At 44.3% G+C, this 23,184-nt stretch carries 34 protein-coding genes; all 34 read left to right on the forward strand.

The genetic code is table 11. The annotated features are described in order from the left end of the window. Positions 1-9 precede the first annotated feature (9 nt). The 34 genes from rpoC (at position 10) to JWH17_RS02275 (ending at position 23,152) form a co-directional block, all read left to right on the forward strand. Complete coding sequence (rpoC, locus tag JWH17_RS02110) at positions 10-4,074, forward strand: DNA-directed RNA polymerase subunit beta' (protein WP_205220904.1); 4,065 nt, start codon at positions 10-12, stop codon at positions 4,072-4,074. Positions 4,075-4,174: 100 nt separating this feature from the next. Continuing rightward, complete coding sequence (rpsL, locus tag JWH17_RS02115; RefSeq protein WP_205220905.1) at positions 4,175-4,546, forward strand: 30S ribosomal protein S12; 372 nt, start codon at positions 4,175-4,177, stop codon at positions 4,544-4,546. 29 nt (positions 4,547-4,575) lie between these two features. After that, positions 4,576-5,049, forward strand: a complete 474-nt coding sequence (rpsG, locus tag JWH17_RS02120) for a 30S ribosomal protein S7 (protein ID WP_205220906.1) — start codon at positions 4,576-4,578, stop codon at positions 5,047-5,049. Between the two features lie 118 nt (positions 5,050-5,167). Next, a complete protein-coding gene (fusA, locus tag JWH17_RS02125) occupies positions 5,168-7,246 on the forward strand; it encodes an elongation factor G (protein WP_205220907.1) in 2,079 nt (692 codons plus the stop codon). Between the two features lie 30 nt (positions 7,247-7,276). Then, positions 7,277-8,467, forward strand: coding sequence for an elongation factor Tu (gene tuf, locus JWH17_RS02130; RefSeq protein ID WP_205220908.1), 1,191 nt, complete (start codon positions 7,277-7,279; stop codon positions 8,465-8,467). Between the two features lie 13 nt (positions 8,468-8,480). After that, positions 8,481-8,792: a 30S ribosomal protein S10 gene (gene rpsJ, locus JWH17_RS02135; protein ID WP_028585188.1), complete on the forward strand. Its 312-nt coding sequence runs from the start codon at positions 8,481-8,483 to the stop codon at positions 8,790-8,792. Between the two features lie 73 nt (positions 8,793-8,865). Next, positions 8,866-9,498, forward strand: coding sequence for a 50S ribosomal protein L3 (gene rplC / locus JWH17_RS02140; protein ID WP_205220909.1), 633 nt, complete (start codon positions 8,866-8,868; stop codon positions 9,496-9,498). Between the two features lie 30 nt (positions 9,499-9,528). Next, positions 9,529-10,152: a 50S ribosomal protein L4 gene (gene rplD, locus JWH17_RS02145; RefSeq protein WP_205220910.1), complete on the forward strand. Its 624-nt coding sequence runs from the start codon at positions 9,529-9,531 to the stop codon at positions 10,150-10,152. Further along, positions 10,149-10,439 carry a 50S ribosomal protein L23 gene (locus JWH17_RS02150; protein ID WP_205220911.1) on the forward strand — a complete coding sequence of 97 codons (291 nt, stop codon included), beginning with the start codon at positions 10,149-10,151 and terminating at the stop codon, positions 10,437-10,439. Before rplD ends, JWH17_RS02150 begins: the two co-directional genes overlap by 4 nt. Before the next feature lie 53 nt (positions 10,440-10,492). After that, positions 10,493-11,314 (forward strand): 50S ribosomal protein L2, encoded by an 822-nt coding sequence (gene rplB, locus JWH17_RS02155; RefSeq protein WP_205220912.1) that lies wholly within the window; start codon positions 10,493-10,495, stop codon positions 11,312-11,314. Positions 11,315-11,332: 18 nt separating this feature from the next. After that, positions 11,333-11,605, forward strand: coding sequence for a 30S ribosomal protein S19 (rpsS, locus tag JWH17_RS02160; RefSeq protein WP_205220913.1), 273 nt, complete (start codon positions 11,333-11,335; stop codon positions 11,603-11,605). Positions 11,606-11,645: 40 nt separating this feature from the next. Then, on the forward strand, positions 11,646-11,978 hold the full coding sequence (gene rplV / locus JWH17_RS02165; RefSeq protein ID WP_205220914.1) for a 50S ribosomal protein L22: 333 nt from the start codon (positions 11,646-11,648) through the stop codon (positions 11,976-11,978). A gap of 53 nt (positions 11,979-12,031) precedes the next feature. Continuing rightward, positions 12,032-12,682, forward strand: a complete 651-nt coding sequence (gene rpsC, locus JWH17_RS02170; protein WP_205220915.1) for a 30S ribosomal protein S3 — start codon at positions 12,032-12,034, stop codon at positions 12,680-12,682. Between the two features lie 72 nt (positions 12,683-12,754). Then, positions 12,755-13,171 carry a 50S ribosomal protein L16 gene (gene rplP / locus JWH17_RS02175; protein WP_205220916.1) on the forward strand — a complete coding sequence of 139 codons (417 nt, stop codon included), beginning with the start codon at positions 12,755-12,757 and terminating at the stop codon, positions 13,169-13,171. Continuing rightward, entirely contained in the window at positions 13,168-13,353 is a 186-nt protein-coding gene (rpmC, locus tag JWH17_RS02180; RefSeq protein WP_205220917.1) for a 50S ribosomal protein L29, read from the forward strand. The genes rplP and rpmC overlap by 4 nt, the downstream gene beginning before the upstream one ends. 49 nt (positions 13,354-13,402) lie before the next feature. Continuing rightward, positions 13,403-13,657 carry a 30S ribosomal protein S17 gene (gene rpsQ / locus JWH17_RS02185; protein WP_205220918.1) on the forward strand — a complete coding sequence of 85 codons (255 nt, stop codon included), beginning with the start codon at positions 13,403-13,405 and terminating at the stop codon, positions 13,655-13,657. A 59-nt stretch (positions 13,658-13,716) separates the two neighbouring features. Next, a complete protein-coding gene (gene rplN / locus JWH17_RS02190; RefSeq protein WP_205220919.1) occupies positions 13,717-14,085 on the forward strand; it encodes a 50S ribosomal protein L14 in 369 nt (122 codons plus the stop codon). A 50-nt stretch (positions 14,086-14,135) separates the two neighbouring features. Continuing rightward, positions 14,136-14,474 (forward strand): 50S ribosomal protein L24, encoded by a 339-nt coding sequence (gene rplX / locus JWH17_RS02195; protein WP_205220920.1) that lies wholly within the window; start codon positions 14,136-14,138, stop codon positions 14,472-14,474. Positions 14,475-14,501: 27 nt separating this feature from the next. Then, the gene (rplE, locus tag JWH17_RS02200; protein ID WP_205221097.1) at positions 14,502-15,044 is read left to right on the forward strand and encodes a 50S ribosomal protein L5; all 543 of its coding nucleotides are present in this window, start codon (positions 14,502-14,504) and stop codon (positions 15,042-15,044) included. Between the two features lie 53 nt (positions 15,045-15,097). Beyond that, complete coding sequence (locus JWH17_RS02205) at positions 15,098-15,283, forward strand: type Z 30S ribosomal protein S14 (protein WP_205220921.1); 186 nt, start codon at positions 15,098-15,100, stop codon at positions 15,281-15,283. A gap of 91 nt (positions 15,284-15,374) precedes the next feature. Beyond that, positions 15,375-15,773, forward strand: a complete 399-nt coding sequence (gene rpsH, locus JWH17_RS02210; protein WP_205220922.1) for a 30S ribosomal protein S8 — start codon at positions 15,375-15,377, stop codon at positions 15,771-15,773. A 29-nt stretch (positions 15,774-15,802) separates the two neighbouring features. Further along, positions 15,803-16,345, forward strand: coding sequence for a 50S ribosomal protein L6 (gene rplF / locus JWH17_RS02215; protein WP_205220923.1), 543 nt, complete (start codon positions 15,803-15,805; stop codon positions 16,343-16,345). 24 nt (positions 16,346-16,369) lie between these two features. After that, a complete protein-coding gene (rplR, locus tag JWH17_RS02220) occupies positions 16,370-16,735 on the forward strand; it encodes a 50S ribosomal protein L18 (RefSeq protein ID WP_205220924.1) in 366 nt (121 codons plus the stop codon). 44 nt (positions 16,736-16,779) lie between these two features. After that, positions 16,780-17,292: a 30S ribosomal protein S5 gene (gene rpsE / locus JWH17_RS02225; protein WP_205220925.1), complete on the forward strand. Its 513-nt coding sequence runs from the start codon at positions 16,780-16,782 to the stop codon at positions 17,290-17,292. Between the two features lie 27 nt (positions 17,293-17,319). Next, positions 17,320-17,499, forward strand: a complete 180-nt coding sequence (gene rpmD, locus JWH17_RS02230) for a 50S ribosomal protein L30 (protein WP_205220926.1) — start codon at positions 17,320-17,322, stop codon at positions 17,497-17,499. A 6-nt stretch (positions 17,500-17,505) separates the two neighbouring features. Beyond that, positions 17,506-17,940, forward strand: a complete 435-nt coding sequence (gene rplO / locus JWH17_RS02235) for a 50S ribosomal protein L15 (RefSeq protein WP_205221098.1) — start codon at positions 17,506-17,508, stop codon at positions 17,938-17,940. A 4-nt stretch (positions 17,941-17,944) separates the two neighbouring features. Continuing rightward, a complete protein-coding gene (gene secY, locus JWH17_RS02240; RefSeq protein ID WP_205220927.1) occupies positions 17,945-19,249 on the forward strand; it encodes a preprotein translocase subunit SecY in 1,305 nt (434 codons plus the stop codon). Between the two features lie 10 nt (positions 19,250-19,259). Further along, complete coding sequence (gene map / locus JWH17_RS02245) at positions 19,260-20,036, forward strand: type I methionyl aminopeptidase (protein WP_205220928.1); 777 nt, start codon at positions 19,260-19,262, stop codon at positions 20,034-20,036. Between the two features lie 128 nt (positions 20,037-20,164). Beyond that, the gene (gene infA / locus JWH17_RS02250; RefSeq protein ID WP_205220929.1) at positions 20,165-20,401 is read left to right on the forward strand and encodes a translation initiation factor IF-1; all 237 of its coding nucleotides are present in this window, start codon (positions 20,165-20,167) and stop codon (positions 20,399-20,401) included. Between the two features lie 27 nt (positions 20,402-20,428). Next, positions 20,429-20,542 carry a 50S ribosomal protein L36 gene (gene rpmJ / locus JWH17_RS02255; RefSeq protein ID WP_205220930.1) on the forward strand — a complete coding sequence of 38 codons (114 nt, stop codon included), beginning with the start codon at positions 20,429-20,431 and terminating at the stop codon, positions 20,540-20,542. 39 nt (positions 20,543-20,581) lie between these two features. Beyond that, positions 20,582-20,950, forward strand: a complete 369-nt coding sequence (gene rpsM / locus JWH17_RS02260; RefSeq protein ID WP_205220931.1) for a 30S ribosomal protein S13 — start codon at positions 20,582-20,584, stop codon at positions 20,948-20,950. A gap of 49 nt (positions 20,951-20,999) precedes the next feature. Continuing rightward, positions 21,000-21,398: a 30S ribosomal protein S11 gene (gene rpsK / locus JWH17_RS02265; protein WP_205220932.1), complete on the forward strand. Its 399-nt coding sequence runs from the start codon at positions 21,000-21,002 to the stop codon at positions 21,396-21,398. 67 nt (positions 21,399-21,465) lie between these two features. Next, the gene (gene rpsD / locus JWH17_RS02270) at positions 21,466-22,095 is read left to right on the forward strand and encodes a 30S ribosomal protein S4 (protein WP_205220933.1); all 630 of its coding nucleotides are present in this window, start codon (positions 21,466-21,468) and stop codon (positions 22,093-22,095) included. Between the two features lie 19 nt (positions 22,096-22,114). Beyond that, positions 22,115-23,152 (forward strand): DNA-directed RNA polymerase subunit alpha, encoded by a 1,038-nt coding sequence (locus JWH17_RS02275; RefSeq protein WP_205220934.1) that lies wholly within the window; start codon positions 22,115-22,117, stop codon positions 23,150-23,152. The last annotated feature ends 32 nt before the right edge of the window (positions 23,153-23,184 follow it).

Raw genomic sequence — 23,184 nt, forward strand, 5'->3', positions numbered from 1 at the left:
GGTGAATTCGTGGAAGAACTGTTCAGCTTCTTTGCAAAGCCCAAAGGCCCCGTCAGTTTTAGTAAAGTAAAGATATCCTTAGCATCTCCTGAAAAGATCAGAGAATGGTCCCATGGAGAGGTTAAAAAGCCGGAAACAATTAATTACAGAACGTTCAAGCCGGAACGCGATGGATTGTTTTGTGCAAAGATATTTGGACCAGTCAAAGACTATGAGTGTAATTGCGGTAAGTATAAACGCATGAAACACCGCGGCGTTGTCTGCGAAAAATGTGGCGTTGAAGTTATTCAGTCAAAAGTTCGTCGTGAACGTTTAGGACATATCGAGTTAGCAGCCCCCGTGGCTCATATTTGGTTTTTGAAAAGCCTTCCGTCGAAAATTGGTGCCATTCTCGATATGACGCTCAAGCAACTGGAGCGCATTCTCTATTTTGAATCCTATGCAATTGTCTCTTCCACTGTAGAAGAACTGCCGGTGGCGACTTTGCTTAATGAAGAACAATATCGAACTGCTCTTGAGGATCATCCCGGCGCCTTTAGGGTCGGCATAGGGGCTGAGGCTATTCGCGAGATGCTGATGGGACTCGACCTGGTTGAGCTCTCTGAAACCCTTCGCCGGGAAATGAAGGAAACCGGGTCTGCAACCAAACGAGCCAAGTATGGGAAGAGACTCAACGTAGTAGAGGCGTTTCGTGACTCAGGAAATTTGCCGGAGTGGATGATCCTTGAGGTTATTCCCGTCTTGCCACCCGACTTGCGTCCACTTGTACCTCTTGAAGGTGGCCGGTTCGCAACCTCAGATCTTAACGATCTCTATCGGCGGGTAATCAACAGAAATAATCGTCTGAAACGACTGCTCGAACTTGATGCCCCTGATATTATTATTCGTAATGAAAAGAGAATGCTTCAGGAAGCCGTGGACGTTCTTTTTGATAATGGTAGGAGAGGACGCACCATCACCGGGCCCAATAAGCGTCCGCTTAAATCTCTTTCCGATATGCTCAAAGGGAAGCAGGGTCGTTTTCGGCAGAATCTGCTCGGTAAGCGTGTCGATTACTCGGGTCGTTCCGTTATCGTTGTTGGGCCTCATCTTCGGCTTCATCAATGTGGATTACCTAAAAAGATGGCCCTGGAGTTGTTCAAGCCTTTTATTTACAATCGGCTTGAGCAAAAAGGGTATGTGACTACTATAAAGAGCGCCAGAAAGATGGTTGAAAAAGGCGCGAAAGAAGTATGGGACGTATTGGATGATATCGTAAGAGAGTATCCCGTTATCCTGAACCGTGCGCCAACGCTGCATCGTCTCGGCATGCAGGCTTTTGAAGTGGTATTAATCGAAGGAAAGGCTATTCAGCTGCATCCGCTGGTTTGTGCTGCTTTCAATGCTGATTTTGATGGAGACCAGATGGCCGTCCACGTGCCGCTTTCCGTTGAAGCGCAGGTTGAAGCCAGGGTTCTCATGATGTCAACAAATAACATCTTATCCCCTGCCAACGGTGGCCCTATTATTATCCCAAGCCAGGATATTGTTCTTGGTTTGTATTACATGACAAGGGAACGGTTCGGAGTCATTGGCGAAGGGGCCGTGTATAGTTCACCCGTGGAAGCACGGATGGCCTACGATCACGGGGCTGCTCATTTGCAAGCAAGGGTCAAAATTCGTATTCAAGGCAGTTTGGTGCAAACCACCATTGGGCGAATGCTTGTCGGCGAACTGCTACCTGGTCCTGTTCCTTTTTCACTTGTCAACAAGGAACTTTCCAAAAAGGAACTTGCATTCCTCATAGATTATACCTATCGCCATGCCGGCACAAAAGACACGGTTATCCTTGCTGATCGACTGAAGGATTTAGGCTACGAAAATGCGACCAAAGCCGGTATTTCCATCTGCATAAATGACATGATGATTCCTGTTAAAAAGGAAGAATTTGTTGAAGATGCCGAAACAGAGGCTGCAGAAGTAGACCAGCAGTATACTGACGGTTTGATAACCGACGGTGAAAAATACAACAAGATTATCGATATTTGGTCAAAGGCGACTGACAAGATCACCAAAGAGATGATGGATGAAATGGCCGTAGAATACGCCCCTGATCTCTCTGGTAAAGTGCAGGAAATTAAGAGCTTCAATGCTGTATATATAATGGCTGATTCTGGAGCTCGTGGATCTAAGGATCAGATTCGCCAGTTAGCTGGTATGCGTGGTCTGATGGCTAAACCATCAGGCGAAATTATTGAGACACCAATTAAAGCTAACTTTCGTGAAGGGCTGAATGTCCTTGAATATTTTATTTCTACTCATGGTGCTCGAAAGGGTCTGGCAGATACCGCTCTTAAGACAGCAAACTCAGGTTATTTGACAAGGCGTCTGGTCGACGTAGCTCAAGATTCGACCATTGTTATTAAAGATTGTGGTACCATGCGAGGGGTGCAGGCTGAACCACTGATTGAAGGTGGTGAGGTCATTGTCCGCATTGGGGAGCGTATCCTAGGAAGGGTTGCCCTTGAAGATATCATCGATCCACATACCGGTGAAGTCCTGGTAGAGATGGATGAAGAAATCACAGAGGAAAAAGTTGAGGCCATAGAAGCAGCTGGTGTTGACCGGGTTATGATTCGCTCGGTCTTAACCTGTGAGGCTAAGAGGGGCGTTTGTGCTATGTGTTATGGCCGGGATCTCGGCCGTGGCCATATGGTAAATATTGGCGAGGCTGTGGGTATTATAGCTGCTCAGTCTATCGGTGAGCCAGGCACTCAGCTTACCATGCGTACCTTTCACATCGGTGGAACTGCGAGTAGGGCTGTCGAGCAGGCTGAAGTGCGTACTCAGCGTGGTGGCAAAATTCAATATAAGGAACTTCACTCTGTTAGAAATGATGAAGGATTTCTTGTCGTCATGACTCGTAATGCGGAGGTGACGGTCCTGGATGACCAAGGTGTTGACCGGGAACGCTTTCCAATCCCATACGGTGCAGTACTTCGTGTGGAGGAAGCAAGTAAAGTGGACCCTGGGACTATTATTGCTGATTGGGACGCTTTTTCCATTCCTATCGTAACAGAGGTGGGAGGGAAAATTAAATATGGTGACGTGGTTGAAGGCGATACCATGCAAGAACGGGTTGACCAGATTACCGGTAAAGCCAGCAAGGTTATTACTCCTGGTTCGTCTTCTAAGCAGATGAATCCCAGAATTTCCATCAAAGATGAACGAGGACGAACCCTTAAACTTCCCGCTGGTGATTTAGCTGCCAGATACCCATTGCCGGTAGGGTCTGTTATCACTGTTAACGAGTCGGATGAAATAACGCCAGGTACTATTATTGCGAAAATTCCAAGGGAAACAACCAAAACTAAAGATATTACAGGTGGTCTTCCCAGGGTTGCCGAACTTTTTGAAGTTCGTAAACCAAAAGAGCAGGCGGTTATCACGGAAATTGACGGTCGCGTAACCTTTGGTAAAGACCTGAAAGGGAAAAGAAGGGTTATTGTTACTCCTGAAACAGGAGAACCAAAAGAATATCTTGTACCAAAGATCAAACATATTACCGCCCACGAAGGTGATTATGTTAAGGCAGGCGAACGTCTTATGGAAGGCTCAGTCCTTCCCAATGACATCCTGCGTGTTCTTGGAGCAGAAGAACTTGCAAAATTTTTAGTGAACGAAATCCAGGAAGTATATCGTCTTCAGGGTGTTAAGATTAATGATAAACACATTGAAACGATCGTTCGCCAAATGCTCAAGCGTATTCGCATCACCGATCCAGGTGATTCTATTTTTATGCTTGATCAACAGGTGGAGTGGTGGAAGTTCCAGGAAGAAAATGAAAGGTTACTCAAAGAGGGGGCACAGCCTGCCTCTGCCGAACCGCTTTTGCTAGGAGTGACAAAGGCCTCCTTGTCTACAGATTCTTTTATTTCTGCTGCTTCTTTCCAGGAAACAACCAAGGTGCTGACCAATGCAGCAATGGCAGGAAAAATTGATGACCTGTCCGGTCTTAAAGAAAATGTAATCATGGGTCGCTTGATTTCAGCGGGAACAGGGCTCGATCGATATCGGGTTAAAGAAATCAGTTAATTGAAAAATAAACTTGACCTTTAGTATTGTTTCGTTTATATATCCAACCTTTCGTGTCCAATTGATGGTTATGAAGCTTATTTTTAAAGGAGTGGTTTGAATGCCCACAATAAATCAACTTGTCAGGAAGAGACGCAAAAAAACCACCAAGAGGTCTAATACTCCTGCCTTGCAGAGTTGTCCGCAGAAAAGAGGTGTGTGCGTCCGTGTCTATACTACAACGCCCAAGAAGCCTAACTCTGCATTGCGGAAAGTTGCCAGGGTCAGGTTGACTAATGGTATAGAGGTAACGTCATACATACCAGGTATCGGACATAACTTGCAGGAGCACTCGGTCGTTCTTATTAGAGGCGGTCGTGTGAAGGATTTACCAGGTGTTCGTTATCATGTAGTCAGAGGTACCTTGGATACCCTTGGTGTTAGTGATCGTCGTCAGGGTCGGTCTAAGTATGGAGCTAAGCGGCCTAAGTGAGGTTGCTTTAAGGTATAGTAGGGGATGAAATGCCTAGAAAAAAATTATTAGATAAGCGCCCGGTTGCTCCAGATCCAAGGTTTAACTCGGTGCTGGTTTCCAAGTTCACCAATGGTCTGATGCAGGACGGTAAGAAAACCACTGCTCGTAAAATATTTTACGATGCGATGGATATAGTTGATCAAAAGATCGCTGACGAAGAGCCGTTGACTATTTTTGAAGAGGCCATGGAGAACGTGCGTCCTCGGATTGAGGTCAAGAGTCGTCGTGTTGGTGGTGCAACCTATCAGGTACCTATTGAAGTTCGTCCTGAGCGTCGTAACGCTCTGGCGATCAGGTGGATCGTGGGGTTCGCTCAGAGTAGGTCCGGCCAGACAATGGCCCAGAAACTTGCTGCTGAAATACTTGATGCATACAGTAGTCGTGGTGGTTCTGTGAAGAAGAAAGACGATACCCACAAGATGGCAGAAGCAAATAAGGCTTTTGCTCATTATCGTTGGTAAGGATCTTTTTGAAAAACCATAGAAAACTGTTGACAGGAGGTTTTGTCTACTGTAAACAGTTTTCGTTTTTTGAATTTAAATAATCAGAAAATGATTAAAGAGAATACAGGTGTAAATTGTGGCTGGATCACCTTCGCTGTCCAAGGTGCGCAATATCGGCATTATGGCCCATATCGACGCTGGGAAAACTACCACCACTGAACGTATTCTTTTTTATACCGGCAAGTCGCATAAGCTTGGTGAAGTGCACGACGGAAATGCCGTCATGGACTGGATGGAGCAGGAGCAAGAGCGTGGTATAACCATTACCTCTGCTGCTACCACCTGTCAGTGGAAAGATATTGCCATTAATATAATTGACACTCCCGGCCACGTTGATTTCACAGTAGAGGTCGAGCGTTGCCTGAGGGTGCTGGACGGTGTAGTAGCCGTCTTTTGTGCAGTAGGCGGGGTTGAGCCACAGTCAGAGACTGTCTGGAGGCAGGCTGACAAATACAACATACCTCGCATAGCATTTGTCAACAAGATGGACCGTACAGGGGCCTCTTTTGAGAAATGTCTAGAGCAGATCGAACGACGATTGGGTGCTGTGCCTGTAGCGATAGCAATTCCTGTCGGTTCAGAAGATTCTTTCAGTGGTATTGTGGATCTTGTTGAACAGAAGCTGCTTAAATTTGATGAAGCATCCATGGGGGAAATCGTAACCATGGAAAGCATTCCTGAAGAGTTGTTAGGAGATTCATCGGCCGCCAGAATGGCGCTCCTCGAGAAGTTGGCCGACTTCGATGAGGAGGTCATGGAATATTATTTAGAAGACAAAGAGATTGCTCCCGGTGATTTACGCAGGGCATTGAGAAAGGCTACTCTTAATATGGACCTTGTTCCAGTTTTATGTGGATCCGCTTTTAAGAATAAAGGAATCCAGCCCTTACTTGATGCTGTTGCCTGGTATTTACCATCACCCGAAGATGTTCCCCCAGTTGAGGGGACGGATAAGAACGGTGCGCCCCTTATCCGCAAATCCGAGAGGAGCGAAAAATTTTGCGGCTTGGTTTTTAAGCTGCAAACTGATCCGTTTGTAGGGAATTTAGCATTTGTTAGAGTCTATTCCGGAACCTTTAAGGTTGGGGACAAGATCTTTAACCCGCTAAAGCGGAAAACGGAAAAAATCTCGAAATTGATTAAATTACATGCGAATAAGCGTGAAGAAGTCAAAGAGCTCGGTGCCGGGGATATTGGTGCCATTGTTGGGCTGAAATTCACCACTACCGGCGATACGCTCTGTAGTTCCGGGGATTATATAATCCTTGAGCAAATGAGCTTTCCTGAACCTGTAATTGGTGTAGCCATTGAACCCAAGTCTAAAGCAGACGAGGGTAAATTAATGGACAGTCTGGACAAGGTCACAAAGGAAGATCCCAGCTTTAAAGTGTCCATAAATGAAGACACTGGGCAAACGATTATTTCCGGAATGGGGGAACTCCACCTTGAGATAATTGTAGACCGGCTGATTCGTGATTTCAAAGTTGCTGCAAATGTCGGCAGGCCTCAAGTCGCATACCGAGAAGCAATAAAAAAATGCTCTCGTGCAGAAGGAAGGTTTGAGACCCACGTTACCGGCAAAGAACAGTACGGTCACGTAGAGATAGAGCTTAGACCTGGCAAGAAAGGAACAGGGACGAGTTTTACTTCTGATATAGATGACAAACTGATACCTAAAGAATTTCGTCAGGCGATCGAAAAGGGTGTTTTAGATAGTTTGGATTCCGGCCCGCTGATCGGTTATCCGATGGCAGATGTCGAAGCAGTTTTAGTCGGTGGTTCGTACGATGAAGAACGGTCCACTGAAATGGCGTTTGGGGTCGCGGCTACGATGGCCTGTAGAAAAGCCGCAGCAGAAGGTGACCCGGTTCTGTTGGAACCCATTATGGCCCTTGAGGTGATAACTCCTGATGATTATTTGGGAGAGGTTATAAACGACCTCAACAGAAAAGGTGCCCAAATAAACGGTGTCAATGCTGATAAAGACAGGCAGACCATACACGCCGAAGTGGCTTTATCTGAAATGTTTGGTTACTCCACGGATTTACGGTCAGCAACCCAAGGTCGAGCGGTATTTACGATGCAGTTCTCAGCTTTCGCAGATGTACCTGCTAGAAAAGCTGAGGCTATTATACAAAAGATTAAAGGCTTTTAACCGGATATAACAGCTTAAGAGGTAGCTGCAATGGCAAAGGAAAAATTTGAGCGGACTAAACCGCATGTCAATGTAGGAACAATTGGCCACATTGACCATGGTAAGACAACATTGACTGCGGCAATTACTCGCGTACTGTCCACAAAAGGACAAGCATCCTTCACAGACTTTAGCGATATTGATAAAGCACCTGAAGAAAAGGAACGTGGTATCACCATTGCAACAGCTCATGTTGAGTATGAAACGGTAAATCGCCATTACGCTCACGTCGATTGCCCAGGTCATGCCGATTATATCAAAAACATGATCACTGGTGCAGCACAGATGGACGGTGCTATTCTTGTGGTTGGCGCTGACGATGGGCCTATGCCTCAAACTCGTGAGCACATTTTGTTGGCACGGCAGGTAGGTGTACCTGCGATGGTTGTCTTTCTTAACAAATGCGACATGGTAGATGACGAGGAGTTGATCGAGCTTGTGGAAATGGAGCTCCGTGAACTGCTGGATAAGTACGACTTCCCTGGTGATGATATTCCAATTATCCGGGGCTCTGCTCTGCTTGCATTGGAAAATCCGGAAGATGAAGAAAAGGCAAAATGTATTTGGGAGTTGATGGAAGCTGTTGACGGATATGTTCCTGAGCCGGAGCGTGATGTTGATAAACCTTTCCTGATGCCGGTTGAAGACGTCTTCTCCATTTCAGGTCGCGGTACTGTTGCGACAGGTAGAATAGAACGTGGAATCATCCATGTTGGTGATGAAATTGAGATTGTAGGTATCCGTGACACTGCAAAAACTACCTGTACTGGTGTTGAGATGTTTCGTAAACTGCTCGACGAAGGGCAGGCCGGAGATAACATTGGTGCTCTTCTACGTGGGGTAAAACGCGAGGAAATCGTACGTGGTCAGGTGCTTGCTAAGCCAGGTTCAATAACCCCGCATAAAAAGTTTAAGGCAGAAGCCTATATTTTGAATAAGGAAGAGGGCGGACGTCATACACCATTTTTTAACGGTTACCGTCCTCAATTCTATTTTCGTACAACTGATGTGACTGGTATTGTTACGCTTGAGGAAGGCGTGGAAATGGTAATGCCAGGTGATAACGTACATATCACTGGAGAGTTGATTACTCCTATCGCCATGGAAGCCGGTCTCCGTTTCGCAATTCGCGAAGGTGGCCGAACTGTAGGCGCAGGTGTAGTCAGCGAAATAATCGAATAAGAGGAGTGCTATGATCCCGGCAGATAAGATTCGTATTAGGCTGAAAGGCTACGATCATAAATTGCTTGACCTTTCAACACGGGAAATCGTTGAAACAGCAAGGCGAACCGGAGCCACAATTGCTGGCCCAATACCGTTGCCGACAAGTAAGAATAAGTACACTGTACTGAGGTCTCCACATGTCGATAAAAAGTCGCGTGAACAGTTCGAAATGAGAACTCACCGTCGACTCCTTGATATTCTGGAGCCAACACAGCAGACAATAGATGCACTCATGAAACTTGAACTTTCTGCTGGTGTAGATGTAGAAATCAAGATTCCCTGATGCTTAGCTAATTGGCAATACAGGCGGAAAGTTCATCTGCATAGTGAGTTGTTAATTGAACACAGGTAGACAAATGCCGAAGACAAAAGGAATATTGGGCCGGAAAGTAGGGATGACGAGAATTTATGATGAGCACGGTCGCTCCATTCCCGTCACTGTTATAGAAGCCGGACCCTGTACGATTTTACAGAAAAAAACCATAGCCAAAGAAGGATATAATGCTATCCAGGTTGGTTTTGTTGAAAAAAAGGTAAGCAGGCTTAATAAACCTGAAACCGGACATGCAAAGCGATCAGGTGGTAAAGGCTTTTACCATATTCGCGAGTTCAGGGTAGTAGACCCGGATGCGTATGAAGTGGGGCAGGAATTTACCGCAAAGGAAGTGCTTAAAGTTGGTGACCAAGTTGATATCTCAGGCAAGTCAAAAGGCCGCGGATTTCAAGGTGTCATGAAACGACATGGGTTTGCCGGTGGTAAAGCTTCACACGGTTCTGGTTTTCACCGGGCGCCTGGTTCTATTGGTTGCAGTGCCTGGCCGGCTCGTGTTGTAAAAGGTAAAAAACTCCCAGGGCACATGGGAGACGAGCTTGTTACCCAGAAAAATTTTAAAGTGATCGATGTGCGGGAAGAAGACAACGTTGTGCTCGTGAAGGGCCCTGTTCCCGGAGCAAAAAACGGTTTGCTCAGCATCTTTACCAAAGCATAATTTACCAGGGATGCTCACAAGGAGATAATCATGGCAGTTTGTGATGTCGCAAATAACCTTGCAGAGAAAGTTGGCGAAGTTGAACTCAAAGACGACCTGTTTGGTGTTGAAGTAAAAGAATGTATTCTGCATGATATTGTATGCATGCAGCGTGCGAATAAAAGAAATGGTACTGCCAGCACAAAGACTCGCGGAGAGTTGAGGGGTGGTGGTGCTAAACCATGGAGACAGAAAGGGACCGGGCGCGCTAGAGCAGGGACGAAAAATTCCCCTGTTTGGAGAGGCGGCGGAACTGTCTTTGGCCCAAAACCTCGAGATTTCAGCTACAGCCTACCGAAGAAAGTTAAAAAGTTAGCACTTCGCATGGCATTAAGTGCCAGGTTTGGTGAAGGTAATCTTGTAGTTATTGACGATTTTGGTCTTGAAGAAATTAAAACCAAAGAGTTCGTCAAGGTAATGGACAATTTCGAGTTTGATAATTGTTTGGTGGTCACCGGTGATGTTGATACTGTAGTTAGTAAATCCGCAGGTAATGCGGTTGGTTATAAGATATTGCCGGTAGCTGGCCTTAACGTATTCGATATCCTTAAATACCCCAAACTCATGTTGGTCCAGAGTTGTATTGAAAAGCTGGAAGAGAGGTTAATGGTATGAAAGTGATTTTTAATGTAATTAAAGGCCCATGCCTCACTGAAAAAAGCAACATTCTTCAAGAGACTCAAGGTACTGTCGCGTTTAAGGTAGATCCACGTGCAAATAAAATTGAGATTAAGCAGGCCGTTGAAGAGCTGTTTAATGTAAAAGTTGCAGAAGTTAAAACTGCTAACATGCGTGGTAAGAAAAAACGAGTCGGTCTGAAGTCAATTGGTAAGACGAACGATTGGAAAAAAGCTTATGTTACCCTTTCTGAGGGCGAGATTAATTTTCTAGAAGAGCTTTAAACCAATTGAACAAATCGGTTTACACCTGAAGATATACGATTACGGGAAATACAATGGCAATAAAAACCCATAAACCGACATCACCCGGAAAACGTCACTACGTTTCTGTAAAGCAGGAGTATCTTTCTGATAAAGAACCTGAAAAGAGTCTCCTGCGTCCTTTAAAAAAGACAGGCGGACGTAACTCATATGGTCGCATCACCTCGAGGCACAAGGGTGGGGGGCATAAAAGGAAGTACAGGGTAATTGATTGGAAAAGAAATAAAGTTAATATTCCTGCCAAAGTAGCAGCTATAGAGTATGATCCGAATCGGTCAGCTCACTTAGCTTTGCTGATATACGCAGATGGTGAAAAAACTTATATTCTTGCACCTAATGGTATCGCTGTCGGTGATACTGTTACCGCTGGAGCAGATTCTGATATCAAGCCAGGGAACTGCATGCCACTGATCAATATCCCCTTGGGAACGATCATACATAATATTGAAATGAAGATCGGTAAGGGGGCCCAACTAGTTCGATCTGCTGGTACTGCCGCTCAGTTAATGGCTAAAGACGGCCACCAGGTATTAGTTAAGTTGCCTTCCGGAGAGGTTCGCAGATTCCACAAAGATTGCAGAGCTTGCATCGGCCAGGTAGGTAACTCTGAGTATAGCAGTCAGAAGTTAGGCAAAGCCGGTCGTAACAGATGGAAAGGAAAAAGACCTTCGGTTCGTGGTGTTGCTATGAACCCGGTAGACCATCCAATGGGAGGTGGCGAAGGGAAGAGTTCCGGCGGTCGGCACCCAGTCTCGCCTTGGGGTGTTCCAACTAAAGGATTCAAGACCCGCAAGAAAAAAGCCTCCGATCGAGATATAGTCACCAAACGTAAGTAATAACAGGAGAATTTGGATATGGCTCGTTCCATAAAAAAAGGTCCTTTTGTTGACGATCACCTGATGAAAAAGGTTGAAAACGCGCAGGAAAGTGGATCTCGTAAAGTCATAAAGACTTGGTCAAGAAGGTCGGATATTATACCGGAGATGGTCGGACTGACTTTTGCTGTACACAATGGTAAAAAGTTCATTCCGGTTTATGTCACTGAAAATATGGTTGGTCATAAGCTTGGAGAATTCTCTCCGACAAGAACTTACTATGGTCACGCCGCGGACAGAAAAGGACGCTAGAAAAGGTCCATTTTTTAAGAAAGCGCGAAGGAGTTAATCGATGGAAACAAAAGCCGTCGCTAAGTACATACGTATTTCACCGCAAAAAGCACGACTTGTTGCAGACGTGGTTCGTGGCATGGATGTTGATACAGCCATCACTACATTGCGGTTTATGCCGAAAAAGGCTGCTCGTATTATACGTAAAGTTGTTGAGTCTGCAGTGGCCAATGCTGATCAAAATGATGCTATTGATGTTGACACTCTTTTTGTTAAAGAGATTCAAATTAATGGTGGACCTATGCTTAAGAGATTCCGTCCTAGAGCGCAGGGCCGAGCAACTCGTATATTGAAAAGGACAAGTCATATTACCGTAGTGGTCGAAGAGACCTGATAAACGGTAATAGGATACATAGAGATTAAAGATAGAGGGAACGGAGGATCACCTTGGGTCAAAAAGTCAATCCCATTGGTTTGCGGTTAAATATAACCCGCTCATGGGAATCTATCTGGTATGCGGATAAAGATTATGCGAATAACCTGCACCAGGATCAGCTTATTCGCAAATATCTTAAAAAACGTTTATATCATGCCGGAATTGCCCGTATTGTTATTGAGCGCACCGGAGAAAAAATTAAAGTAAAACTTTTCACTGCCCGTCCAGGAATTGTAATTGGAAAGAAAGGATCGGAAATTGAAAGTTTGAAAAAGGATCTGGAGCAAAAGTTCGGGAGACCTTGTCTGATCGACATCCAAGAGGTTCGCCGTCCAGAAGCTGATGCACAGCTTGTTGCAGAAAACATTGCTATGCAACTAGAAAGACGCATCGCCTTTCGTCGCGCCATGAAAAAATCCATTAATTCTGCGTTGCGTTTTGGAGTACAGGGTATAAAGATTTCCTGTTCAGGACGACTTGGTGGTGCCGAGATGTCACGTACCGAATGGTTTAAAGAGGGCCGAGTGCCACTGCACACCCTTCGGGCGGATATCGATTACGGAACTGCTGAAGCGAAGACCACTTACGGCATAATAGGGGTAAAAGTCTGGATTTTCAAAGGCGAAGTATTGGCTGACAATGAAATGGAAGCAGGCAAGTAAACTCTCCGTAATTGGTATAAGCCATCGTTCGAGAAAATGTGTAAGCATAACCCTATGTGCAGGTAAAATAAAATGTTAAGTCCACGCAAAGTAAAACATAGAAAACAGCATAAAGGTAGAATGCGCGGTAAAGCACAGCGCGGATCAGATATCTCCTTTGGAGATTACGCGCTAAAGGCTGTTGGCTGTGGCAGAATGACTGCTCAGCATATCGAAGCCGCACGTATTACCATTAACAGGAAAATCAAACGTGGTGGAAAACTCTGGATCCGCGTGTTCCCGGACAAACCGATTACCAAAAAACCGGCGGAAACACGAATGGGAAAAGGTAAAGGTTCCCCAGAATATTGGGTAGCTACCATACGACCCGGTAAAGTTCTTTACGAACTGAAAGGTATTCCCGAAGATCTTGCTGTTGAAGCCTTGAAATTAGCAAGTTATAAACTTCCGTTCCCGACTAAAGTCGTTCTTAAGAGGGAAACAGTATGAAAATAAAAGATCTACGAGAATTGAGTCTTGAGGACCTTGGAAAAAAAGAACAGGACTTCCGTGAAGACCTGTTTAAGCTCAAATTCCAGCATGGTATCAGGCGACTGGAAAATCCTGCAAGACTCGCGCAACTGAAAAAAGATATCGCACGCGTTTTGACTGTGATTGCAGAAAAACAATAGGTCATAGAACAATTCAGAAGAGAGCGCAAAAGCCTACAGGATTAAAGCGATGACAGCTACAACAAAAAAGACCCGCCAGGGTTCCGTGGTTAGTAACAAGATGGATAAAAGTGTCGTGGTACTTGTTGAAAGAAAAGTGCGACACAAGATGTACGGTAAATATATCCGTCGTCAGATAAAATACATGGCACATGATGCTGCCAATCAGTGTAATATTGGCGACGTAGTCCTTATCGAAGAATGTCGTCCATTGTCCAAAAATAAACGCTGGCTTGTCCGGTCAATCATTGAACGCTCTGTTTGATCAGGTGCTTTATAAGTGATCGTAAGCAGCTGTTAATAATTTGCATTTCAGGTGGAACTATGATTCAAACCGAAACCATGTTAAATGTTGCCGACAACTCCGGTGCAAGAAAGGTACTATGTATAAGAGTGCTTGGAGGGACACGGAGGCGTTACGCCAGCATTGGGGACATTATTGTTGTCACAGTTAAGGAAGCCATTCCCCATGCGAAGGTGAAAAAAGGTGATGTTTTAGACGCAGTTATCGTGCGTACAAAGAAAGAACTTCAAAGACCGGAAGATACCACTGTTAAATTCGATGAGAACGCAGCCGTCCTCTTGAGTGGTAATGGGGAGCCTATCGGAACCCGTATCTTCGGTCCAGTTGCCCGCGAGTTACGTTCGCTGGGATTTATGAAGATAATCTCCCTTGCCCCTGAAGTTCTGTAAAGACAGAGCTCTAAGGTTAACGAGAGAAAGAGGGAAACGAGGAAATAACAATGCGTCAGGGACAAACAAGTCTTAAAGTAAACGATCAGGTAGAAGTTATTGCTGGTAAGGACAAAGGGAGAGTTGGTAAGATTCTCCGTGTCGACCGAGAGAAAAATCGGGTTGTTGTCGAAAGAATCAATATGATCAAGAAACATCAAAAGGCAACTGATGCGACACAACCAGGCCAAATCATAGAACGAGAAGCGTCGATCCATATCTCAAATGTAATGATCGTCTGCCCTGAGTGTACCGAAACAGTTCGTACAGGCAAACAATTCTTGGAAGATGGTACCAAGGTTCGTTTTTGCAAGAGTTGTCAGGCAACACTTGAAAACGCTAAATCGTAAGGATTCTCACTGATTACGGAGTACATGATGGGAACACTTAAGGAACAATATAACACTGAAATCAAGCCCCACTTACAAAGTGAATTTGATTTCCAGAGTGTAATGGAAATCCCTAAAATTGAAAAAGTTGTACTCAATATGGGGATTGGTGAGGGAGTTCAGAACCCTAAATCAGTGGAAAAAGCTGCCAATGAACTTACTCTGATAGCTGGACAGAAAGCTGTTATTACAAAAGCTAAGAAATCCATAGCTACATTTAAACTTCGCGAAGGAATGCCAATTGGTGCTCGAGTAACTTTGCGTAGTGATAAAATGTATGATTTCTTGTCCAAACTTATTAACATCGCTCTTCCTCGAGTTCGTGACTTTCGAGGGATATCACCAAAGGGCTTTGATGGTAGGGGTAATTATTCAATGGGGATTACTGAGCATATCATATTCCCTGAGATTGATTATGACAAAATAGAGAAGATTCGTGGTTTGAACATCACTATTGTCACATCAGCAAAGAACAATGAGCAAGGGCGGGCCCTCTTATCTGCTATGGGAATGCCGTTTAAGAAGAAGTAATCGGGCCATATACCCTCAGTTTTTAAAAAAATAAATTTCTTCAGGAGGATGCAGTGGCAAAAAAATCACTCATTGCCAAGGCAAAACGCAAACCTAAATTTAAGGTGCGTTCTTACAACAGATGTCCGTTATGTGGGCGCCCAAGAGCTTTTTTGAGAAAATTCGGCGTTTGTAGATTGTGTTTTCGGAAACTCGCTTCAAAGGGCGAAATCACTGGTGTTACTAAATCTAGTTGGTAGCAGCATCAAGGCGGTGACTGTTAAACATTACAATAGTCTTCGGTTACACAACGGCTGCCGAGTATACGCTTTTTAAAAGAGGAAAAAAACAATGTCTATGAGTGATCCGTTGGCAGATATGCTGACCCGCATTAGAAACGGAGTAAAAGCACGTTTCGAATCTGTGGAAATGCCACTGTCAAAGCTTAAAGTAAATGTCGCCAAAGTGCTCAAGCAAGAAGGTTATATCATTGATTTTCATATTCTTGAGCAGGGGGTTCAAGGCACCCTGAAAATTGACCTCAAGTACGGGCAAAATAATGAACAAGTTATTACCGGTATTAAGAGAGTCAGTAAACCTGGGCTGCGCCAATACAAGAAAAACGATCATATACCTATGGTTATGACCGGTTTAGGTGTTGGTATCCTCTCCACCTCTCAGGGTGTAATCACTGATCGTGAAGCAAGAGCTCGCGGTATTGGTGGTGAATTACTCTGTGAAGTCTGGTAACTGCAAATTCTGACGACTAGGAGTTTACGATGTCCAGAATCGGAAAACAGCCAGTCCCCGTTCCAAATGGGGTTAAGGTTGATATCAAAGGTACACACGTCAAGGTTACTGGCCCAAAAGGCTCGTTGGAAAGAGACCTGCGGCCTGAGATTTCGTGTACTGAAGAAGGTAATCAACTGCTTTTCACACCAAAAGGAACAAGCAAAAGAGTTATGGCCTTTTGGGGTATGACTAGGTCGCTTGTTAGCAACATGGTTGAAGGCGTTGATAAAGGTTTTGTAAAAGTACTGATAGTAGAAGGCGTTGGTTACCGGGCTAACCTAGCCAAAAGCACGCTGACATTAAATGTGGGCTTTTCAAATCCGGTTGAATTTCAACTGCCGGAAGGAATTAGTGCAGAAGTAGACAAGGATAACAAAATTTCCCTATCCGGTATCGATAAAGAGCTTGTTGGTCTTACTGCTGCCAAAATTCGTGCTATTAGAAAACCTGAGCCTTATAAAGGAAAAGGTATTCGTTACGTTGATGAGCGAATTGTACGTAAAGTTGGTAAAGCTGGTGCAGCCAAATAAATAGTTAACTGAAAGAGTAACATCATGGCTAAAACAAACCCAAAAGTTACTGCACGTTATAAACGGGTACGTCGTATCCGAAAAAACATGTTAGGTACCAGTGAAAAACCACGTATGCGTGTTTTCCGTTCTAACAAACATATTTATGTGCAGATAATTGACGATCTCAAAAAAGCTACTCTCGTTTCTGCGTCTACTGAAAACAAAGAATTCGACGCTGCTGATTTAAAAGGAAAATGTGAGAAAGCAAAAAAAGTTGGACTCATGGTTGCTGAAAAAGCTAAAGCTGCCGGTATCGAGCAGGTTGTTTTCGATCGAGGTGGTTACATTTACCATGGCCGTGTTAAAGCGTTATCGGAAGGTGCACGTGAAGGCGGGCTTAAGTTTTAAATTACCGATTTTAAATCGAACAATAATTCCTACGGGGGTGTTTCTTGGCTGATTTTAAGAGAGCTAAAGAGAGTAACCAAGAAGAGCTCATTGAAAAAATAGTTTTTATCAACCGAGTAGCAAAGGTTGTTAAAGGTGGTCGGCGTTTTAGCTTTAGTGCCATTGTTGTCGTTGGCGACGGTAAAGGTAAAGTTGGTTACGGTCTTGGAAAAGCAAACCAGGTACCAGAAGCTATTCGCAAGGGTATTGACAAAGCACGCAAAGATATGCAAAGCGTTGCCCTCACAGATGTTTCAATTCCCCATGACATCATTGGGAAGTTTAAGTCTGGGAGTGTTATGTTGAAGCCTGCTGGTGATGGTACCGGAGTAATTGCCGGTGGTGCTGTGCGAGCGGTTTTGGAAGCTGCGGGTGTCAACAATATTCTCACCAAATGTCTTGGTTCCAACAACCCACACAATCTTGCGAAGGCAACTATAGATGGTCTTCGTCAACTGCGCTCAGCAGAACAGATTGCCAAGTTGCGTGGTTTGAAAAAAGAAGATATGGTCGCGTAAGACCTCACGATTTATAGGTCATTAATTATGAGTGATACCATTACATTGACACAGGTCAAAAGCGGAATAGGCAGTACCAAGAAAATTCGGGCTACCCTCGTTGGACTTGGTTTGATTAAAATGCACAAAACCGTTACCAGGAAAGACACTCCTGAAATCCGGGGCATGATCAATAAGGTCAGGCATCTGGTCAGAGTGGAGGAATAGATAATGCTGAAGTTGAACAATCTCAGCCCGAACGAAGGTTCGAGAAAAAATAAGAAACGCGTCGGTCGCGGTCACGGAAGTGGACTTGGTAAGACTTCAGGTCGTGGTCATAAAGGTGCTCGTTCAAGATCAGGTTATAGCTTAGCCCCTGGATTTGAAGGCGGACAGATGCCGTTGCACCGCAGACTACCAAAACGCGGTTTCACCAATATTTTTAAAACTGAATATAGTATCGTCTCCCTGTCTGACCTTGATTCATTTGATGCTGGGACAGTGGTTGACAAGCAAGCGCTTGTTGATGCAGGTTTAGTAGACGGCAATAATCAGGTTAAAGTGCTCGCTAACGGCCAGATAACCAAAGCGGTTACCGTTGATGTTGATAAGGTCAGTAAGGGTGCAGCTCAAAAAATCACTGATGCAGGTGGTTCTGTAAAGGAGTAAATGAATGAGCGGTCTTGCCAGCGCTGCCACCATCCCTGAATTGCGAAAGAGAGTGTTATTCACTCTCTTTATGCTTTTTGTCTATCGTATGGGTGTCCAGATCCCCACACCTGGAATTAACGGGGAAGCTTTAGGTGCTTTTTTTGAACAGAATGCAAGTACACTCTTTGGCATGTTTAACATGTTTTCAGGAGGTGCACTTGAGAATTTCTCGATATTTGCTCTTGGCATTATGCCGTATATTTCGGCTTCGATCATTATCCAATTGTTGACTGTCGTCATCCCACAGTTGGAATCGCTCTCGAAAGAGGGGGAAGCAGGTCGTCGCAAGATCACTCAATACACACGCTATGGTACGGTTGTACTTTCTGTTATCCAGGGATTCTTCATTGCTTCAGGTTTAGAGGGAATGAGTGGACCTGGTGGAGCTGCCATTGTTATTGATCCAGGTATTCAGTTTAAATTGATGACTGTGCTCACACTTACTTCCGGGACCGCATTTATTATGTGGTTAGGTGAGCAAATGACAGAACGTGGTATTGGTAACGGCATATCATTAATTATCTTTGCAGGTATTGTTGCTCGTGGTCCTGCTGCCGTAGGGAATACCATCCAATTGATAAAAGCAGGTGAGCTTGCCATTATTTTCGTTCCACTTATTCTCATTGCGATGTTTTTTATCATTGCGTTTATCATCTTTGTAGAAACCGCTCAACGTCGAATACCCATTCAATACGCAAAGCGGGTTGTTGGAAGAAGAGTCTATGGTGGTCAGGCTTCTCATTTACCGCTAAAGATAAATGTGTCCGGAGTTATACCTCCGATCTTTGCCTCTTCTATCATGATGTTTCCCGCTACCATCGGGTCGTTTATTCAGATTGATTGGGTACAGCGCATATCTGCCGCTCTTTCGCCGGGAACAATATATTATTATGTTCTTTTTGTAGCAATGGTTGTCTTCTTTTGCTTTTTCTATACAGCTGTTACTTTTAAACCGGATGACGTTGCTGAGAATTTAAAAAAGAACGGTGGCTTTATTCCTGGAATTCGACCTGGTAAACGGACCGCTGATTTTATCGATAAGGTATTGACTCGGCTAACTGTGGTGGGTGCTATTTATCTAAGCGCTGTTTGTGTCATGCCTACCATTTTAATCAGTAAGTTTAACGTTCCTTTCTATTTTGGTGGAACAGCACTATTGATTGTAGTGGGTGTTGCTATCGATACTATTTCGCAAATAGAATCACATATGGTGATGCGCAATTATGACGGTTTCATGAAAGCTGGTCGAATTAAAGGCAGACGTTGAGGTATAGTCTTTGAGCCGGCAAAGTACCAAAAAACGGATCTCTGTTAAAACTCCAGAGGAACTTCAAATCATGAAGCAGGCCAACCAGATTGTTGCTGGTGTATTGGCCATGTTAAGAAAAGAGGTCGTCCCTGGAGTTACCACGAACTATCTCGACAAAATTTCTGAGGAATACTGCCTCGATCATGGTGCAACTCCTGCTTTTAAGGGGTATCGTGGTTTTCCTTGCAGTTTATGCGCCTCAGTCAATGAACAAGTTGTTCATGGTATACCTTCCCAAAAGGTGACTCTCAAAGAAGGTGATATTATATCCGTAGATTTTGGATCGTATTACAAGGGGTTCTATGGCGATTCGGCCGTTACATTACCCGTTGGCAATATATCCCCTGAATTAGATCGGTTGCTTGAAGTCACCAAGGTTGCTTTAAACAAGGGTATTGAACAGGTCCTCGTCGGCAATAGAATCTCTGATATTTCAAGGGCTGTACAAACGTATGCTGAGGCGAACGGATTTTCTGTTGTTCGTCAGTTTGTTGGTCATGGTATCGGAAGCGAATTGCACGAGGCCCCGGAAATTCCCAATTATGTACAGAAAATGCCTTCACCAAGGCTTCTCGCCGGCATGGTGCTCGCGATTGAGCCCATGGTGAATATGGGTACTGAAAAGGTTAGAATTCTTCGTGACCAATGGACTGTTGTAACTGAAGACTCGAAACCATCCGCTCACTTTGAACATACCGTTGCCGTCACAGATAACGGGCCCCTCATCCTGAGCACATTGGATTAAAGCCTGTCGGCATGTTACTAGTCACCGCTTACTGATTTTTTAACAAAAGGCAAGAAAAGAGTTGATTAAAACTGTAGTTTTAGATATATAACAAATCTTTTCGGCCACATTACTGAGAGTGGATAGGTATGGCAAAAGAAGAGGCCATTGAAGTAGAAGGAACAATCATAGAACCGTTGCCCAATGCAATGTTTCGTGTTGAACTAGATAATGGGCATAAGGTACTTGCTCATATTTCCGGTAAAATGCGGATGCATTACATTAAAATATTACCTGGCGACCGTGTTACAGTTGAATTGTCTCCATATGATTTGACTAGAGGCAGGGTCACCTTTCGGGCAAAAGGCGGCAAAGCAAAAAGATAAACTTTTAATAGATGTCAGGTTAAGGCTATGAAAGTACGATCATCAGTTAAGAAAATGTGCAGTAGCTGTAAGATTCTGAAACGTAAAGGAGTCGTAAGAGTTAACTGTAAAAATAAGAAGCATAAACAGCGGCAAGGTTAAACTCGCGGTAAGAGTGAGACTTAAACAGGGAGAAATGTCTTGGCACGTATAGCTGGAGTGGATTTACCACGCAATAAACATATGGATCGAGCCTTAACCTATATTTATGGGATTGGCTTGACCTCAGCCCGCCAGATTCTTGATAAGGCTGATTTACCTTATCAGATGAACAGTGACGACCTCAGTGGCGATGATGTTACTAGGATCAGGAAAATTATTGAGAGTGACCACGTTGTAGAGGGTGACCGGCGGCGTGAAATATCTATGGATATTAAGCGTCTCATGGATCTTGGTGCTTATCGAGGCCGAAGGCATCGAAGAGGATTACCGTGCCGTGGGCAGAGAACAAAAACCAATGCACGCACTCGTAAAGGTCCTAAGCGTGGCGCTGCAGTTCGGAAAAAATAGCTGCTGATGATGATCAGGCTGCTCTAACCAGAGAGTTTACGGAGTTATTATGGCAAAAGCCAGTAAAGCGGCAGGAAAATCTAAACGCCGTGAGAAAAAAAATATTTCTGAAGGTATAATCTTCATTTATTCAACTTTTAACAACACCATTATTACTGTCACAGACAGGCAGGGTAATGCGTTTGCTTGGTCCACTGCCGGTGTTATCGGTTTCAAGGGATCTCGTAAGTCTACTCCATTTGCTGCGCAAAACGCTCTTAATGATGCGATAGGAAAAGCAAAAGAACATGGTTTGAGAAAGGTTGAAGTACGGGTTAAAGGTCCCGGACCTGGGCGTGAAGCTGCACTGCGAGCGTTGACGACACTTGAGCTTGATGTAACTCGCATAGTAGATGTAACCCCGCTGCCGCATAATGGCTGTAAACCGCCCAAGCGGAGAAGAGTATAATAGAATAGGGCCGTAAGGCTCCAGGCTGTGTCCAATAGTGATACAGTATATATAACGGAGGTAAATCTTGGCTAGATACACAGGCGCTTCCTGCAGGATGTGCAGGCGTGAAAACCTAAAGTTATTTTTAAAAGGTGATCGGTGCTACTCTGATAAATGTGCATTTGAAAGACGTGCATTTCCCCCAGGACAGCATGGGCAGAATAGGTTTAGGAAATCATCTGACTACGCTATCCAGCTTAGGGAAAAGCAGAAAGTCAAGCAAATGTACGGTATGCTTGAAGATCAGTTCAAGCGATATTTTCAACGTGCTGACAGGGCCAAAGGCGTCACCGGTGAAAATCTGCTGATTATGCTTGAAAGGCGGTTAGACAATACATTGTATAGGATTGGTTTTGCCAGTTCCCGCAATCAGGCTCGCCAGTTGGTTCGGCACAATCATTTTCTCATTAATGGTAAAAAGGTTAATATTCCTTCATTTCAGGTTACACCTGGTGATGTGATTTCCTTGAAAGAAAAAAGCCGTAAAAATGAGCTGATTGTTGATAACCTTGAGGGTGCGGTTCGCCGCGGTGTGCCCAGCTGGCTTGAAATTGATCAGCCAAAAATGCAAGGCACCGTTAAAGCTATGCCCAATAGAGAAGAGATTACCATGCCTATTCAGGAACAACTGATAGTCGAACTCTACTCTAAATAACCATTAGCATCAGGTAAACATGGCACAGGAACTACGGGATACTAATCCCTTTTATAAAAACTGGCACGACCTTATTACTCCTGAGCGTCTTGAAGTTAACGATGAAACGCACACTGAGCAGTATGGCAAATTTATTTGTCAGCCGTTTGAGCGTGGTTTTGCGACAACAATAGGGAATTCTCTGCGGAGAATTATGCTTTCCTCCATCAGGGGGGCTGCAATTACTTCAATTAAGATAGATAATGCCCTGCACGAATTCACTAGTATTAATGGGATTCATGAAGATGTCGCAGAGATTATTCTTAATCTGAAACAGGTTCGCTTAAAACTTAATGTTCCTCAAGGTCAGACAGTTGTCGTTGAGAAAAGTGGCCCTGGAACTGTAACTGCAGGTGATATCAACGGAGCACCAAATGTTGATGTAATGAACCCAGACCAGGTGATATGTACGGTTACTAGTGATATAACGTTCCGTGCCGAACTTGAAGTTAAATGGGGTAAAGGGTACGTACCTGCTGAGCTGAATAAAAAAGAAGATCAGCCAATAGGAGTTATTCCTATTGACTCGATGTTTTCACCAATCGTGCGTGTACAATACGTTGTAAGTCAAGCACGTGTCGGCCAAAAAACTGATTATGACCGTTTGACTCTAGAGATAGAAACAGACGGAAGTGTGCCTCCTGAAGATGCACTGGCCTTTGCCTCTAAAATACTGAAAGAGCAAATGGCCATATTCATTAACTTCAATGAAGAAAAGGCAAAGGCTCCAGACAGACAGGATAGCGATGACGACAATGTCAGCTATCCACCTTTTCTTGATAAAAATGTTGAAGATTTGGAACTTTCTGTCAGATCTGCGAACTGTCTTAAGAACGCACAGATCCAGTATATCGGCCAGTTGGTTCAAAAAACCGATGCAGAAATGCTCAAAACTAAGAACTTCGGGCGTAAATCACTCAATGAAATTAAGGCACTTCTTTCTGAACATGAATTGACACTCGGGATGAAGCATGAGGGATGGATTTCACCCGAAAAGCGTGAAGAGAATATAGACTAGTAATACTCGTTCTCACACGTATAGTTTGCAGC

Source organism: Desulfogranum marinum (assembly GCF_016918565.1).
GTDB classification, from domain to species: Bacteria; Desulfobacterota; Desulfobulbia; order Desulfobulbales; family Desulfobulbaceae; genus Desulfogranum; species Desulfogranum marinum.